This window comes from Citrobacter sp. CK191 (genome assembly GCF_030333435.1).
Classification (GTDB): domain Bacteria; phylum Pseudomonadota; class Gammaproteobacteria; order Enterobacterales; family Enterobacteriaceae; genus Citrobacter_B; species Citrobacter_B koseri.
In genome coordinates, this window is the sequence record NZ_JAOWFX010000034.1 from 119,606 (window position 1) to 134,700 (window position 15,095).

Below are 15,095 nucleotides of genomic sequence, written 5' to 3' on the forward strand. Positions count from 1 at the left end.
CCGTCAGTGCTCCATAGTGAATTCGATCATGTCGGCGCGGGTCAGGCTGACGGAATACTCCGTCGCGTTTTCTTCGCCGTCACGGTGGTTCAGCGTGCGCACGCACAGCAGCGGCGCCATGTTGGGAATTTCCAGCACCTTGCTCTCTTTGGCCTGCGCACGGCGGGCGCTGATGCGCGTCTGGGTGCGCTGTAGCGCCAGACCGCACTGCTCGCGCAGGTAGTCATGCAGCGAACCGTGGTTAAAGCCCTGCAACAGCGGCCAGAGGGCGAGGTCGGAAAAGTAATGGTCGATCAGGCACAGGGCGATGCCATTTACCCGGCGCAGGGTGCGCAGGTGGATGACGTTATCACCCTCTTTGACGCTCAGCGCATCGGCGATGTGGCTGGATGCCGGGCGCAGCACCGCCAGCAGTTTTTCGCTGGTGGGATGACTGCCTTGTTCCAGTAGATTCTGGCTAAAGCGCGCCTGGGCATTGAGCGGGTAATCGAACGGGCGCATCAGCACCAGCACGCCGACGCCCTGGCGACGCTGCACCCAACCGCGCTCCACGAGCTGGTCGATGGCGCGGCGCAGCGTGTGGCGGTTCACCTCATAGCGGGCGGCAAGCTGATGTTCCGCCGGAAGGTAATCGCCGCAGCGGTAATGCTGGCGAAGCTCCTGCTCAAGTCTCGCGGCAATCTCCTGATAGCGCGTTGGGTAACTGGTCGGATGTGTAGACAAGTGCATAGCCATCAATGCCTCGCTAATCAGATAAAGTGCTTACGCAAACGCTGGGAGAGGAAATCCAGCAGGCTGACGGTAATGATGATTAACACCATCAGGGCGCAGGTCTGCGGGAACTGAAAGCCGCGAATCGCTTCCCACAGCGTGACGCCGATGCCGCCTGCGCCCACCATGCCGACCACCGTGGCGGAGCGGACGTTGGACTCAAAACGGTACAGCGAGTAGGAGATGAGCAGCGGCATAACCTGCGGCAGCACGCCGTAGAGGATCTCTTCAATTTTGTTGGCGCCGGTGGCGCGAATGCCTTCAACCGGGCCGGGTTCAATGGCTTCCACCGCTTCGGAAAGCAGCTTGGAGAGCACGCCGGTGGTGTGGATAAACAGCGCCATTACCCCGGCAAACGGCCCGAGACCAACGGCGACCACGAACAGCATGGCGAAAACCATTTCGTTAATCGCGCGGCAGGCGTCCATCAGGCGACGCATCGGCTGGTAAATCCACCACGGCACGAGGTTATCGGCGCACATCAGGCCGCAGGGAATCGACAGAATGACCGCCAGCGCAGTGCCCCAGACGGCGATTTGCAGAGTGACGGCCATTTCGCCCAGATAGTGCTGCCACTGGCTGAAGTCCGGCGGGAAGAAGTCGGCGGCGAAGGTCGCCATGTTGCCGGAATCCTGAATTAGCGTGAGCGGGGCCATTTCGGCGCCCTTCCACGAAACGACCAGGACGGCGAGAAGGATGGCCCAGCTCAGGAGCGAGAACCAGCTACGCTTTGGCGGGGCGACGGTGATGCTTTGCATGTTTAGCTCCGTGCGTCGTTTATTGCCGGATGGCAGCGCTTGCGCCTTATCTGGCCTACAGAACATCGTAGGCCCGGTAAGCGAAGCGCCACCGGGTATCAGGTTTACTGCACCGCTTTGGTGACGCTGGTCATCGCGCCCAGCGCGGCGGTCAGGCGGTCGAGATCGTCCAGCTGCGCTTTAATCGCGGAGGTTTTGCTGGTTTTTTCGCTCTCGTTCAGCCCCTTGTTGTCCTTCACACCCTGCATCTCTTTAAACAGCGCCAGCTGGCGAATCGGCACCAGTTGCAGGTCGCTGGAGGGGCGGAATGGCGCCCAGCCCAGGCGTTCCAGCACGGTTTTCTCTTCCGCTGTTTTGCCGTAATTCATAAAGAAGTCGTACACCTTGTCCTTGGTGGTTTCGGAGAGATTTTTACGCCAGACGATCGGATCGCCCGGGATCAGCGGCGACTTCCAGACAACCTTCAGTGCTTTCAGCTTGTCCGGCGCGGAGGTTTTCAGTTTGTCGAGGTTTTCGGTGTTATTGGTTGCGACATCCACCTGCTTGTTGGCGACGGCCAGCGCGTTGGTTTCGTGGCTGGCGTTAACGGTGCGTTTGAAGTCGCTGGCGGAGATGCCGTTTTTGGCGAAGACGTAATAACCGGGGACGAGGAAGCCAGAGGTGGAGTTCGGATCGCCATTGCCGAAGGTGAGATCTTTACGTTTGGCGATCAGATCGTCCAGGTTATTGATCGGGCTGTCTTTGTTGACGATCAGCACGCTCCAGTAGCCCGGCGATCCATCTGCGGCGACGGTCTGGGCAAATACCTGACCGTTAGCGCGATCCACGGCTTCCATCGCCGAGAGGTTGCCGTACCAGGCGATATCCACTTTGTTGAAGCGCATTCCCTGAATGATGCCCGCATAGTCAGGCGCGAAGAAGGCGTTCACTTTGACGCCCAGTTTCTTTTCCATGTCCTTCAGGAACGGGTCCCACTGCGGCTTCAGGTTTTGCTGTGATTCGGTCGAAATAATGCCAAAGTTCAGTGCTTTTTCCTGTTCTTCCGCATGTGCCGGGCTTAACAAGGTGCTGATGCTGAACATGCTGGTGAACGCCAGCGCGGCAACGGCTTTGTAGCTCATTTCCATTCCTCATTGTGGGGATGTTAAGCAGCCTGCGCGTTCTGTTCGACGCGGTTCATGCTGCGGTAGAGATGGTCAAAACGATCGTTATCAAAGTGCTGGCTGCTGCCGTCATAGAACACATGCCCCTGACGCAGCGCCACAATGCGTTCGCAGTAGCGCAGGGCGTAATCCACCTGATGCAGCGTGACGACCACGGTGATGCCGTCGGTCTGGTTAATGTCGCGCAGGGTGTCCATCACAATGCGCGCCGACTCCGGGTCCAGCGAGGCGATCGGCTCATCGGCGAGGATCACTTTCGCCTGCTGCATCAATGCCCTGGCGATAGCGACGCGCTGCTGCTGTCCGCCGGAAAGCGTCGATACGCGCTGATGCGCGAAGTGCGCCATCCCGACGCGGGTCAGCGCCTGTAACGCGCGCTGCTTCTGCGCCTGGGTGAACCAGCTAAAACAGGTACGCCAGAACGGCGTGCTGCCGAGCGCGCCAATCAGCACGTTCTCCAGTACGGTCAGACGGTTCACGAGGTTGAACTGCTGGAAGATGTAGCCGGTGTGAGCGCGGCTTTTGCGGATGTCCCGCGCCAGTTTGCCCTCACGCTGTACCGTGCGGCCCAGCAGCTCGACATGGCAGCCCGGCGCTTTATCGCCGGTAATCAAACCGCTTAAGTGACGTAAAAGGGTGGATTTGCCGGAACCGGAAGGCCCAAGCAGAGCCACCATCTCACCGGAAGAGATGTTCAGATCAACCGCATGCAGCGCCTGATGCTGATTGAACGTTTTGGAGAGTTTCTCGACGCGAATAACCGTTTGCATGATGCGGCCTCCCTAAAAAAGTGGCCCCATCGTGGCGGATTAATGTGACGTTTTAGTTAAGGGATGGTTACTTGGCGATGAAGAATTGAAGGGGCTTCGATGACAGCACGGGAGGGCGCGCCTCCCGTCGGTTTACTCTGTCGGCTGCGGCTGTTTCACCACATTGATCATCCACGGTACGCCATATTGATCGGTCACTTTCCCGAAACCGTGCGCCCAGAAGGTTTCCTGCCAGTCCATTTCGATTTGTCCCTGTGCGGCCAGGTTATCAAACCAGCGTTTCCCTTCGGCGACATCCTGCGTGTCGAGCACCAGCGTAAAGCCGGAGTAACTCGCGTTACCCGACGCGACGGCGTCGCTCATCATGATGTCGCTGCCTGCAATGCGTACGTTGGCGTGGGCGATGGAGGTATCAGGGAATTGCATGCCTGACGGGCAACCGTCTTCGCTGCCCTGCTCTGGCGGGGGCATTTCACCAAAGGTGATTTTATAGAGGAGTTCCGCGCCTAACGTTTTGTGGTAGTACGCGATAGCGTCGGCACAGTGACCGGCAAAAGAGATGTAGGGACTTAACGGCATAATCGTGACCTCAGGTAAGAGAAGCCAGTTAAGTGTAGTTATCGTAGGCCCGGTAAGCGAAGCGCCACCGGGCAATAAATGCCGGATGGCGGCGTAAACGCCTTACCGGGCCTGGAAAAATCAGTTCTTTTTCACGAACTCAGATTTCAGCTTCATCGGGCCAAAGCCATCGATCTTGCAATCAATGTTGTGGTCGCCTTCAACCAGACGGATGTTCTTCACTTTGGTGCCAATTTTCAGCATGGAAGAACTGCCTTTTACTTTCAGATCTTTAACAACGGTCACGCTGTCGCCGTCTGCCAGCAGGTTGCCGTTGGCATCTTTTACGATCAGCTCGTCGCTGTCCTGCGCCGGTTCTGCGTCGTTCCATTCATGGGCGCATTCCGGGCAGATGAACATGCCGTTATCTTCGTAGGTATATTCGGAGTTGCATTGTGGGCAATGGGGTAATGACATGTCGATTTCCTCAAAAAAGTCAGCAGGGGCAAAAGCGCCCAAAAAATGGCAGATTGCCGAAAAAGGCCGCAATTATACACAAAATCCTTAACGTTGTCGGGACTACTCGCAATTTAAGGATACGACAACCTGTGGCTGAAGGTTGCCGCCAGGGTAAGAAAAATGTCATGACTATTTTTTTAAGGGAAATTGCTACGTTTTACTATTTAAGATAAGGTGAGAGGAACGACCAGACGCGTTATAAATCTTTATCCCTCTTACTTTTACACGGTAAGAGAGACAGGTGTGGTTGATAAAAATATCTCTAATATTAACAATAAGTTATTTTAATAAAATTATTTCCACACGTAATTATAAAAGCCGAAAAGCAAACAAATAAAATCATCCGGCTAAATAAAAGTAATAAAGTTTGCGTTAAGGAAAGATTTTCCATGTACACACAGACAATATATGAATTAAGCCAGGAAGCGGAAAGATTGTTGCTGCTTTCTCTGGAACATCTCCGGTTATTGCAACAACTGCCTGTGGCTTCGCTGGATGGCGCCGCTCAGGAAGGGGGGGAAGGGAATGAAAATACCCGGCCTCAGCATGTTAGCGGGCGTGACGTGGAGGCTCAGCACGGCACGCTCAATAATGAGCTACGTAAAATAACGCGCCTGGAGATGGTGCTGGCGATTGTCGGGACGATGAAGGCTGGGAAGTCGACGACAATTAACGCCATTGTCGGAACCGAAGTCCTGCCCAACCGTAATCGGCCAATGACGGCGTTACCGACGCTGATTCGCCATACGCCAGGGCAGAAAGAGCCGGTGCTGCATTTTTCTCACGTCGCGCCGATTGATACGCTCATGCAAACGCTGCAACAGCGTATGCAGGCGTGCGATCGCCAGCATCTGACCCAGGTGCTGGAAATCGATAAAGACATGAATGCGCTGCTCCAGCGAATTGAAAAGGGCGTGGCTTTTGAGCGTCATTACCTGGGCGCGCAGCCCATCTTCCACTGTCTGAAAAGCCTGAACGATCTGGTGCGCTTGTCAAAAGCGCTGGGGGTCGATTTTCCTTTTGCGGCGTATGCCGCGATTGAACATATTCCGGTGATTGAGGTGGAGTTTGTGCATCTGGCGGGGCTGGAGAACTATCCGGGGCAACTGACGCTACTGGATACGCCCGGCCCTAATGAAGCCGGGCAGCCGCACCTGCAAAAGATGCTTAATGAACAGCTGGCGCGCGCTTCTGCCGTACTGGCGGTGATGGATTACACCCAACTGAAATCCATTTCGGATGAAGAGGTGCGCCAGGCCATTGCGGCGGTGGGGAAATCCGTGCCGCTGTACGCACTGGTGAATAAGTTCGATCAGAAAGACCGCAACAGCGACGATGAAGAACAGGTTCGCGCGCTGATTTCCGGCACGCTGATGAATGGCAGCATTACGCCCGGGCAAATTTTTCCGGTCTCTTCCATGTGGGGGTATCTGGCGAACCGTGCGCGTCACGAACTGCGGGTGCACGGGCGGTTGCCGGATCATCAGGAACAGCGCTGGGTGCAGGATTTTGCCGAGGCCGCGCTCGGCAGGCGCTGGCGGAGCGCCGATCTTGATGATATCGAACATATTCGTCATGCCGCCGATCTGCTGTGGGAAGATTCGCTATTTGAACAGCCCGTACAGCGGCTGATTCACGCCGCTTACGCCAACGCCTCACTGTATGCGCTCCGGTCGGCGTCGCATAAATTATTGAATTACGCACAGCGCGCGCGTGAATATCTGGATTTTCGCTATCACGGGCTGACGGTGGCGCATGACGCGTTGCAGGTCAATATTTCCCGCGTCGAAGAAGATATGCGACAGCTTCAGGTGAGCCAGGATCGCGTGAGCGATGAGGTCGGCCATGAAGTTGAACGGATGATGGAGGCGGCGAACACGTTCCTGAGCCAGCAGCAGGCCGATATTTTGCACCGTATCGCGCCGCTTTTTCGCGAAGAGAGCGTGGTGGCGTGGCTGCCGCGCGATCCGCTTTCCCCTGAGCAGGAGGCGGTGGTCGAGGGCGAAACGCTGGTGCTGCATAACGAAAGGCAGGCGCAGGTCGTTTTAAGCAAAATGCGTGCGTCATGCGAAGCGGTATTACTGGCGGCGCAGGAGAACATTAGCCGCGATCTGGCGCTGCGCTTCGAACAGCTCGAATCGACGCTAAGCCGGGTGTTAAATGACGCGATGCGGCCAATTGAGGCGCGGGTAAAAGACGATCTGAGCCAGGCGGGGTTCCGGGCGCGAATCAGCTTCCCGACGTTTCATGCCAGTATGTTTAACTTCAATACTCAACCGTTGTTTAGCGAGGCGGTCGCTCAGGAGAACCCGCCGGAAGGCGCCGCGCCTCGCGCGGGCGGCGTGCGCGACACCTTTGCGCGCTGGCTGAATCAACCGAACTGGGGATGGAATGATTATGTGGAAGCCAGGACACGCTATGTCATTGATATAACGGCATTGCATAACACTCTGATCCAGCATGTCAGCCATTTCTTCCAACAAATTCATAAAGCTTTAGATGCCCAGGTCGATGTTTCTGTTACGGCAGGTATGGCGACCTTTTTTGCCGATTTTTCGTTGTGTCTGTCGGGATTGCAGGAGAGCTTGCGCGAGAGTCTGGTGACGCGCCAGCAACATGAATCGGTTGTGAACAGACTGAGCCAACAGTTACAGCACAGTATCTCCGCCACCCGGTGGATTCATGAAGATTCCCGCCTGTTACGTGATGATATCCAGACCCTTTTTGCAGCCGAGCACTCATGACGAACGTGTTACTGGAAGGCCCGGGACGGATGCTGGAATGCATTCACCCGAAGTTTATGGTCGATCTGGTTCAGGGAGAAGAGCCGAAGCGACCTGGCGGCAACCTGCAACAGCAGCAGCGTTTTCGCGAACGCCTGACGCAAGAAATTCTGAGCCAGACGCAGCTTCGCGCCTGGGTCATGGCGGGCGTATTCAATGAGCATCTGATGATGCGTCTTAAGCTGGTGGAAAAACTGGCGGGGATGCTCGATCCCGGCCATCTGGCGCTGACGCGCATTTCCCGGCAATTGACCCTTCTGCAACAGACGGAAAGCCCCAGAGGGCAAGCTATTCCTGGCATCACGCAGCAGTTAGCGGCGCTGAGCGACGGGTTTGCCCGGCGCAGCGAACATAAAGAGAAGGCGCTGACCCGGCGTGGATTGACGGTGCAGGCGGGCGAACACAGCGAGCAGATTTTTACCCGCTGGCGCGCCGGAGCCTATGACGGCTGGTCATTGCCGGGGCGCTGTTTTGTCGCGCTGGAGGAGCTGCGCTGGGGGCCGTTTGGCGATGCCTGTCGGTTGGGCAATATGGAAGTGGTCGCGATGCTGAAAGATAATTTGCGCGCGATGGCTACCGATTATCTGGCGCACAGTATTCACGCCGCGCCCACCACGCGTCATTATTACCATCAGTGGCTTCATTCGCCCGCCGTGGCCGGCGCGGGGGAGCACAATGACATGTTGAGCTGGATTGGCGACTGGTGCGATCCCGATAAACATCCGGTGTGCTGGTCAGTGACCCAGCGCTGGCAGACGGTGGCGTTGGGGATGCCAAGGCTGTGTTCGGCACAGCGCCTGGTGGATGCGATGATTGAGGAGATTTTTGCGCCGTCCCCTCTCGTGGGCTGAGAGGGGACGTATGACGTTTAGTGATGGAGGGATTCCGTTGGGTTTGCCTCCGCGTTGCCCGGCGCCGGGATGTTGCCGAAACGTTTTGCATACAGGGCGGTGATAATCGGAACCAGAATCGCCGTCACAATCACGCTGGCGGCAACCAGCGCCGTGGCGGACGCGGCGACGGGTTCAAACGCCGGGTTAATCTGCGCGATGATCACCGGGTTCGCTACCGCAGCGCCTGCCGCAGAGGAGGCCGCGACGCCCGCAGTGCCGTTACCGCCGCCAATGACGCGGTCTGCGATAATCAACGGGATACCGGTAATAATGATAACCGCGACACCCAGCAGGATGCCCAGCAGGCCGGTATCGACAATCACGCTCAGGTTAATGGTGTTACCCAGCGCAAAGCCGAAGAACGGGATCAGCACCGGCGTAGCTTTGCTGAAGAACGCGCGCAGGTCGTGGTCCAGGTTGCCTAATGTGAAGCCAATCAGGAATGGCAGCACGGCGCCGACAAAGTGATGCGGTTCGAAAGAGGCGAGACCTGCGGAGCCCAGAATCACCATTGTCATCAGCGGGCCAGATTCCAGAGACATCAGGACGAACGCGCCGGACTCTTCTTTGGTGCCGTACTGGTTCATCAGGCTGGCGTACAGGCCGCCGTTGGTCATGTCCATTGCGGAGACGATCGCCAGTACGGACAAACCGGCGAAGAAGCCGGTTTGAATACCGGTATCCGGGATAAACGAGGCGGCAATCATCGCGACCACCCACGCCACGGCTATTTTAGTAATAACCAGCGTACCCGATTTACGTAATACCGTCCCGGTAGCGCGCAAATCAATCGAGGCGCCAATACAGAAGAACCAGACGGCCAGAATCGGCACGGTGCCGCTGATCATGCCTTTTGTAAATGAACCAAAATAGGCGCCGGTATCCGGGGCCAGGGTATTTAAAATTGCGCCGAGCAGCAGAGGGATCAACATCATCCCGCCAGGGATGCGTTCAATCGTGGCTTTAATTTTCATAAAAGTCCTCACATCTTGTCGCGCGGAACTAACGGACAAGTCGATAAATATTATTTAATTTCAATTTGTTATTTCACAAAGAGAACGGCGGGAAACCCTCTTTCTCCCTGCGTGATACATAATCGAATGTGGCATACGTCTGTTTGTCACAATCCTCAGGGATGTTGCGTCGGGTGTTATCTTGCATTCAGTGGAATATTGATTCAATCAAAATAAAACACTGTTTTAGTTATCTTCATCACATATTTTGCGTAAAGGCCAGGGAACGCGATGATTATTAAAAATGCTGTAAATTGTTTGTGAAGAGTTATGGCGGATTTTTTGCTAGCAGCATAATAGTGACGGACGTGATATTTCGAAAAGAATAACGAAATCGCCTCTCATTTATTGTCAATAATGCGCTTTGCTGACAATGTAAAAATACAGATAAAAATGCCCTTATTTACGCTCGCTGACGAAACGGCAATATATGTGTGAAGTTGATCACAAATTTAAACACTGGTAGGGTAAAGAGGTCATTAACCGCCCAATCAGGCGTCAACAGGTTCGGTTGTACAGACCTTGACCAGTCAGTGTAAGTAAACCTGCTACGCTTGTTCTACGAGGAATTGTGCCCGCACGATTCCAACGCTCGACGGTGACGTTAGCGCTTTGTGCGCCAATGAATGCAGTATGTAGCGAGACAGGGCTTAGTCTACGAGGACAGCTATGCTGAAAAGGAAAAAAGTAAAACCGATTACGCTTCGTGATGTGACCATTATTGATGATGGTAAACTGCGTAAAGCGATTACCGCAGCCTCGCTGGGTAATGCGATGGAGTGGTTTGATTTTGGTGTTTATGGGTTTGTCGCCTACGCGTTAGGTAAAGTATTTTTCCCGGGGGCTGACCCCAGCGTGCAGATGATTGCCGCACTTGCCACCTTCTCCGTTCCCTTCCTGATTCGACCGCTTGGCGGCTTATTCTTCGGTATGCTCGGCGATAAATATGGTCGCCAGAAGATTCTTGCCATCACGATTGTGATTATGTCGATCAGTACGTTCTGTATCGGGTTGATCCCCTCTTATGCCTCTATCGGCATCTGGGCGCCGATACTGTTGCTGCTGTGTAAGATGGCGCAGGGCTTCTCGGTCGGCGGCGAATATACCGGCGCGTCGATCTTTGTCGCCGAATACTCGCCAGACCGTAAACGCGGCTTTATGGGAAGCTGGCTGGACTTCGGCTCCATTGCGGGCTTCGTGCTGGGCGCGGGCGTGGTGGTGCTGATCTCCACCGTTGTCGGCGAGGAGAACTTCCTCGACTGGGGCTGGCGTATTCCGTTCTTCATCGCACTGCCGCTAGGGATCATTGGTCTTTATCTGCGTCATGCGCTGGAAGAGACCCCGGCCTTCCAGCAGCATGTGGATAAACTGGAGCAGGGCGATCGCGAAGGTTTGCAGGAAGGGCCAAAAGTCTCCTTTAAAGAGATTGCAACCAAACACTGGCGCAGCCTGCTGGCGTGTATCGGCCTGGTGATTGCCACCAACGTGACCTACTACATGTTGCTCACCTATATGCCGAGCTACCTGTCGCATAACCTGCACTACTCGGAAGACCACGGCGTGCTGATTATTATCGCCATCATGATCGGGATGCTGTTTGTGCAGCCGGTGATGGGGCTGCTCAGTGACCGTTTCGGTCGCCGTCCGTTTGTGATTATGGGCAGTATCGCGCTGTTTGCGCTGGCTATTCCGGCCTTTATTCTGATCAACAGTAATATTATCGGCCTGATTTTTGCCGGTCTGCTGATGCTGGCGGTGATCCTGAACTGCTTTACCGGGGTGATGGCTTCTTCTCTGCCAGCGATGTTCCCGACGCACATCCGTTACAGCGCGCTGGCGGCGGCGTTTAATATCTCGGTGCTGATTGCAGGTCTGACGCCGACCCTGGCCGCCTGGCTGGTGGAAAGCTCGCAGAACCTGATGATGCCAGCCTATTACCTGATGGCGATTGCGGTCGTCGGTTTTATTACCGGTATTACCATGAAAGAGACCGCCAACCGTCCGCTGAAAGGGGCGACGCCAGCGGCCTCGGATATCCAGGAAGCGAAAGAAATCCTTGGCGAGCACTACGATAATATCGAGCAGAAAATCGAAGATATCGATCAGGAGATTGAGGAGTTGCAGGCTAAACGTTCGCGGTTAGTGCAGCAGCATCCGCGTATTGACGAGTAAGCTTTAGCGCACCGCCTGATGGCGCTGCGCTTATCAGGCCTACAGACGGCGCAACACCTTTGCCTGATGGCGCTACGCTTATCAGGCCTACAGACTGCGTTTATCAGGTCGACAAATCTTAATGTTCGCTTAATCTTCGTCAGGCATACTCTCCTCCAGACCATCGGAGGAGAGTGTGATGAAAACGCGAATGTATGAAAGTCTGACAACCCTGTTCAGTATGCTGATTGTCAGCAGTTTCTTGTATGTCTGGGTCACGACTTACTGATCTCTTTTCAACAGCACCCACGCGCGGGTTCCCGTCGTTCCCACACGGTTTTGCAAAAAGAATTGCCCGTGGTGCAGCTGCGTGATGCGGGAGACGATGCTCAATCCCAGCCCGATACCGCCATAGCGGCTGTCCATGCGGACAAACGCTTCACTTAACTCCCCGCATTTACTTTCATCAATTCCCGGCCCTTCGTCTTCGACGGCCATCATCGCGTCGCTTTCCGCATTATTGAGGATAATGGTGATGGTTGACCCTTTCGGACTGTAGCGGTGCGCATTTTCCACAAGATTACGCAACAGCATACGCAGTAGCGTGGCATCGCCGCGCACGGTGGCGTCTGCTGTGCTTTCCGGCAGTTGCAGCGTCTGCTGGCGTGTTTCCAGCATGGTGTTCAGTTCATCGTAAGAGGGCAGGATCACGTCATCCAGCAGCTTCACCGACTGGTAATTACCGGATGAGAACGACTGCCCCACGCGCGCTAATTGCAGCAGCTGTGAGACGCTGTCCATCATTTGATCAAGACGCGCAATCAACGGCGTGACGTTAACGTTGTGCGCTTTCGCCAGCAGTTCCAGATGCAGACGCACGCCCGCCAGCGGCGTGCGTAGCTCGTGGGCGACGTCGGCGGTGAACAGGCGTTCATTCTCCAGCGTCGTCGTCAGGCGAGTGACCAGTTGGTTAAGCGCCGAGACGACGGCTTCAATTTCAATCGTCGAGCTGTGAATGTCGATAGGCGTCAGGTTATCGGCCGTGCGGGCTTCCAGCTCTTTTTGCAGGTCGGCAAGCGGGCGGGTGATGCGCCGGACGGCCTGATAGCAGATCAGCAGCGTCAGGCTGACCATAAACACGGCGGGAACGATCAGGCTGGCGACCGCTTCGCGAACCTCATGCCTGATGTGCCGATCGTTATTCCTGTCCTCCAGCAGCGCCTGCTCGAAAAGCTCAATCTGCTCGGTGCTCTCGTGCCATAGCCAGAAGGTGCTGATCAGTTGCAGCACCAGCAGGATAGAGCCAATGGTCAGCATCAGACGCTGACGAAGGGTCATCGGTCTGTGCAGAAAACGCGTAAGGTTCACTTAGTTTTCCTCAACGGCAACCAGCATATAACCAAACCCGCGCACCGTGCGGATACGTGATTTCCCCACTTTGTCGCGCAGGTTGTGAATATGCACTTCCAGGGTATTGGTTGACGGTTCGTTATCCCAGTTATAGATGTCGTTATACAAGATTTCACGGTGTACCGGGCTGCCTGCTTTGAGCATCAGCCGCGACAGCAGCGCATACTCTTTGGGCGTTAAGATAAGCTCTTGCCCGGCCAGCCACACCTGACGACGCCCCAGATTCAGCATCAGATTGCCGACGGTCAATTCGCTTTCACCCTGATTGTGATGACGACGCAGCAGCGCGCGAATACGCGCATGTAACTCCTCCAGCGCAAACGGCTTCACCAGATAATCATCCGCCCCGACATCCAGCCCGGTGATGCGGTCGTTGAGCGTGTCGCGGGCGGTGAGGATCAATACCGGAAGGGTGTATTTTTTCTGTCTTATTCGCGTCAGAAAATGCAGACCGTCCTCATCAGGCAACCCAAGATCCAGCACGACCAGGCTGTAATGCCCTGTTTCCAGACAGTGTTCCGCCGCCCGGGCGGTAGAAACGCCGTCGCAGGCGTAACCCTCCGTTTGTGCAGCAAGAATCAGTCCCTGTAATAACAGCGTATCGTCTTCAACAATCAGAATTTTCATTCAGTTAGCCTCCTGCAAGGTTGCAGAATATCGTCTGCGGCCTGGTAGTTCCTGGTCTGTACGCCCGTTAATCCGAGCATGGTTGAGAAAAGGTTGTCCTGCGAGAAATCCTCCTGGGCTGCCCGCTTTTGCAAACATGTCAGGTCTGTCCGGTAACGTTTCTGATAATCCTCCGAGAGCCAGAGGAGCATCGGGATATGCTTTTGCGCATCCGGCGCAATGGCGTATGGCAGCCCATGCAAATAGACGCCATTTTCTCCTAAAGATTCACCGTGGTCGGAAAGATAGACCAGGCTGGTGGTGAATTTATCCTGATGCGCTTTTAATATATTGATTGCCTTATCAACAATATAGTCCACGTACAGTACGGTATTATCGTAAGTATTCACTAACTGTTGCTGTGAACAGGTCTGAATTTCATTGGTGTCACAGGTCGGGGTAAATTGCGCGAACTGCGGCGGATAACGGTGATAATAGGTCGGGCCGTGGCTGCCGATGGTGTGCAGCACAATGACGCCGTCGCCCTGGAGTTTATCGATGTATTCCTCCAGCCCGTGAAAGAGCACTTCGTCGTAACATTCGCCGTTAATGCACTGACCCGGCAATTTCAGCGCGGTCATATCCTGATGCGGCACGCGATCGCAGGCGCCTTTACAGCCGCCGTCGTTATCGTTCCACAGCACGCTAACTCCGGCTCGCTGAATGATGTCCAGCAACCCTTCCTGATGGTGCGACAGCCCTTCATTGTAGTGTTTACGCGGCATACCGGAAAACATGCAGGGAACCGAGATCGCCGTTGCGGTGCCGCAGGAGGTGGTGTGCGGGAAGTAGACCACATTATCCTGCGCCAGACGCGGGTTGGTTTGCCGTGAATAGCCAGACAGCGAGAAGTTATCCCCACGCGAGGTTTCGCCGACGATCAGGATGGTCAGATTATGCCGTTTTTCTTTCAGCATCGCGGGATTGCGATGCGCATCTTCGCCAATGCGTACCAAAGGCAGGTTGGCGAGTTGCTCATGTGAATACCACGACCAACTGGCGACCAGGCTGTTCGACGGGCTGAGAGACTTGATCAGCTCTTTGTTATTGCGAAAAAGCGAGGCGTAATCTTTGTAGAAGCAGGCGGCGACCAGCACGATCAGCAGAAGCGAAGCCAGCACGTTGAGGGCGCGATACGCGCCGCTGCGTAATGTCAGAGAGGTCGGTTTGATTTTGATGCTACAGGCGATTACCGCCGCCAGAAGGCCGCTTAATCCCAGCGTAAGCGCCATTTGCGGCGTGACCAGCGCGAACGTTTCTGCCGGTGTGGTATCCATCATGTTGGCGATCATGGAGCGGTCCATGACGATGCCGTAGGTCATGATGAAGTATTGCACGGCGGCGCCCGTCAGAATAAAGAGGCAGGCCAGCGGGCGGTTAAGCCACAGGAACGACGCCAGCGTCAGTACGATATTGATGACGCTAAACGCGACAAGCGGCATGGATAAAAACACCAGCACGTTGTGCATTGAATCCAGCGGCAGGGCTTGCATCACCTGCTTGTAGAAAGCGATGTTCAGACAGACGGCGATGTAGAATGAAAGGAGTAACAGCCAGGTAATGTGTCCGAGGGTCGGTCTTTTTAAAACGCGCTTCAACATTATGGTATGTCCATCAACTAAGTGCGCCGATCCTCGCAA

14 protein-coding genes are annotated in these 15,095 nt (G+C 55.2%); 4 read left to right on the forward strand and 10 right to left on the reverse strand.

Annotated elements, in window-relative coordinates:
- Positions 1–3: 3 nt before the first annotated feature.
- The 6 genes from phnF to OGV82_RS20330 all read right to left on the reverse strand — a co-directional run bounded on the left by phnF (position 4) and on the right by OGV82_RS20330 (position 4,497).
- Entirely contained in the window at positions 4–729 is a 726-nt protein-coding gene (gene phnF / locus OGV82_RS20305; RefSeq protein ID WP_024130818.1) for a phosphonate metabolism transcriptional regulator PhnF, read from the reverse strand.
- Between the two features lie 20 nt (positions 730–749).
- Positions 750–1,529, reverse strand: coding sequence for a phosphonate ABC transporter, permease protein PhnE (gene phnE / locus OGV82_RS20310; RefSeq protein ID WP_012134539.1), 780 nt, complete (start codon positions 1,527–1,529; stop codon positions 750–752).
- 104 nt (positions 1,530–1,633) lie between these two features.
- Positions 1,634–2,650: a phosphonate ABC transporter substrate-binding protein gene (gene phnD, locus OGV82_RS20315; protein ID WP_024130817.1), complete on the reverse strand. Its 1,017-nt coding sequence runs from the start codon at positions 2,648–2,650 to the stop codon at positions 1,634–1,636.
- Positions 2,651–2,673: 23 nt separating this feature from the next.
- Complete coding sequence (gene phnC, locus OGV82_RS20320) at positions 2,674–3,462, reverse strand: phosphonate ABC transporter ATP-binding protein (RefSeq protein ID WP_012134537.1); 789 nt, start codon at positions 3,460–3,462, stop codon at positions 2,674–2,676.
- A 132-nt stretch (positions 3,463–3,594) separates the two neighbouring features.
- Complete coding sequence (gene yjdN / locus OGV82_RS20325) at positions 3,595–4,041, reverse strand: VOC family metalloprotein YjdN (RefSeq protein WP_047459584.1); 447 nt, start codon at positions 4,039–4,041, stop codon at positions 3,595–3,597.
- A 120-nt stretch (positions 4,042–4,161) separates the two neighbouring features.
- On the reverse strand, positions 4,162–4,497 hold the full coding sequence (locus OGV82_RS20330; RefSeq protein WP_003031835.1) for a zinc ribbon domain-containing protein YjdM: 336 nt from the start codon (positions 4,495–4,497) through the stop codon (positions 4,162–4,164).
- Between the two features lie 431 nt (positions 4,498–4,928).
- Between OGV82_RS20330 and crfC the strand changes: the two genes are divergently transcribed.
- Positions 4,929–7,283, forward strand: coding sequence for a clamp-binding protein CrfC (gene crfC, locus OGV82_RS20335; RefSeq protein WP_047459582.1), 2,355 nt, complete (start codon positions 4,929–4,931; stop codon positions 7,281–7,283).
- Positions 7,280–8,173, forward strand: coding sequence for a diguanylate cyclase regulator RdcB family protein (locus OGV82_RS20340; protein WP_012134530.1), 894 nt, complete (start codon positions 7,280–7,282; stop codon positions 8,171–8,173). Before crfC ends, OGV82_RS20340 begins: the two co-directional genes overlap by 4 nt.
- Positions 8,174–8,190: 17 nt before the next feature.
- Here the strand turns inward: OGV82_RS20340 and kdgT are convergent, their stop codons facing one another.
- Positions 8,191–9,189: a 2-keto-3-deoxygluconate transporter gene (gene kdgT, locus OGV82_RS20345; RefSeq protein ID WP_286462830.1), complete on the reverse strand. Its 999-nt coding sequence runs from the start codon at positions 9,187–9,189 to the stop codon at positions 8,191–8,193.
- Between the two features lie 708 nt (positions 9,190–9,897).
- On the opposite strand from kdgT, the gene proP reads away from it, so the two are divergent.
- Both proP and pmrR read left to right on the forward strand, forming a co-directional pair.
- Entirely contained in the window at positions 9,898–11,400 is a 1,503-nt protein-coding gene (gene proP / locus OGV82_RS20350; RefSeq protein WP_047459579.1) for a glycine betaine/L-proline transporter ProP, read from the forward strand.
- A gap of 178 nt (positions 11,401–11,578) precedes the next feature.
- Entirely contained in the window at positions 11,579–11,668 is a 90-nt protein-coding gene (gene pmrR / locus OGV82_RS20355; protein ID WP_052194426.1) for an LpxT activity modulator PmrR, read from the forward strand.
- On the opposite strand, the gene pmrB is transcribed toward pmrR, so the two are convergent.
- From pmrB to eptA, 3 genes are read right to left on the reverse strand one after another with little or no spacing between them, the layout of a single operon-like run.
- On the reverse strand, positions 11,662–12,747 hold the full coding sequence (gene pmrB / locus OGV82_RS20360; RefSeq protein WP_024130816.1) for a two-component system sensor histidine kinase PmrB: 1,086 nt from the start codon (positions 12,745–12,747) through the stop codon (positions 11,662–11,664). The two genes, pmrR and pmrB, sit on opposite strands and share 7 nt — an antisense overlap.
- Positions 12,748–13,416, reverse strand: coding sequence for a two-component system response regulator PmrA (gene pmrA / locus OGV82_RS20365; RefSeq protein ID WP_012134524.1), 669 nt, complete (start codon positions 13,414–13,416; stop codon positions 12,748–12,750). It abuts the gene before it with no gap.
- Complete coding sequence (gene eptA, locus OGV82_RS20370) at positions 13,413–15,056, reverse strand: phosphoethanolamine transferase EptA (RefSeq protein ID WP_101744331.1); 1,644 nt, start codon at positions 15,054–15,056, stop codon at positions 13,413–13,415. The genes pmrA and eptA overlap by 4 nt, the downstream gene beginning before the upstream one ends.
- Positions 15,057–15,095 lie beyond the last annotated feature (39 nt).

What these genes read in the sequence shown, in the direction of transcription:
- phnF (WP_024130818.1), bottom strand. Translation starts at nt 729, where the DNA reads ATGCACTTGTCTACACATCCGACCAGTTACCCAACGCGCTATCAGGAG.
- phnE (WP_012134539.1), bottom strand. Translation starts at nt 1,529, where the DNA reads ATGCAAAGCATCACCGTCGCCCCGCCAAAGCGTAGCTGGTTCTCGCTC.
- phnD (WP_024130817.1), bottom strand. Translation starts at nt 2,650, where the DNA reads ATGAGCTACAAAGCCGTTGCCGCGCTGGCGTTCACCAGCATGTTCAGC.
- phnC (WP_012134537.1), bottom strand. Translation starts at nt 3,462, where the DNA reads ATGCAAACGGTTATTCGCGTCGAGAAACTCTCCAAAACGTTCAATCAG.
- yjdN (WP_047459584.1), bottom strand. Translation starts at nt 4,041, where the DNA reads ATGCCGTTAAGTCCCTACATCTCTTTTGCCGGTCACTGTGCCGACGCT.
- OGV82_RS20330 (WP_003031835.1), bottom strand. Translation starts at nt 4,497, where the DNA reads ATGTCATTACCCCATTGCCCACAATGCAACTCCGAATATACCTACGAA.
- crfC (WP_047459582.1), top strand. Translation starts at nt 4,929, where the DNA reads ATGTACACACAGACAATATATGAATTAAGCCAGGAAGCGGAAAGATTG.
- OGV82_RS20340 (WP_012134530.1), top strand. Translation starts at nt 7,280, where the DNA reads ATGACGAACGTGTTACTGGAAGGCCCGGGACGGATGCTGGAATGCATT.
- kdgT (WP_286462830.1), bottom strand. Translation starts at nt 9,189, where the DNA reads ATGAAAATTAAAGCCACGATTGAACGCATCCCTGGCGGGATGATGTTG.
- proP (WP_047459579.1), top strand. Translation starts at nt 9,898, where the DNA reads ATGCTGAAAAGGAAAAAAGTAAAACCGATTACGCTTCGTGATGTGACC.
- pmrR (WP_052194426.1), top strand. Translation starts at nt 11,579, where the DNA reads ATGAAAACGCGAATGTATGAAAGTCTGACAACCCTGTTCAGTATGCTG.
- pmrA (WP_012134524.1), bottom strand. Translation starts at nt 13,416, where the DNA reads ATGAAAATTCTGATTGTTGAAGACGATACGCTGTTATTACAGGGACTG.
- eptA (WP_101744331.1), bottom strand. Translation starts at nt 15,056, where the DNA reads ATGTTGAAGCGCGTTTTAAAAAGACCGACCCTCGGACACATTACCTGG.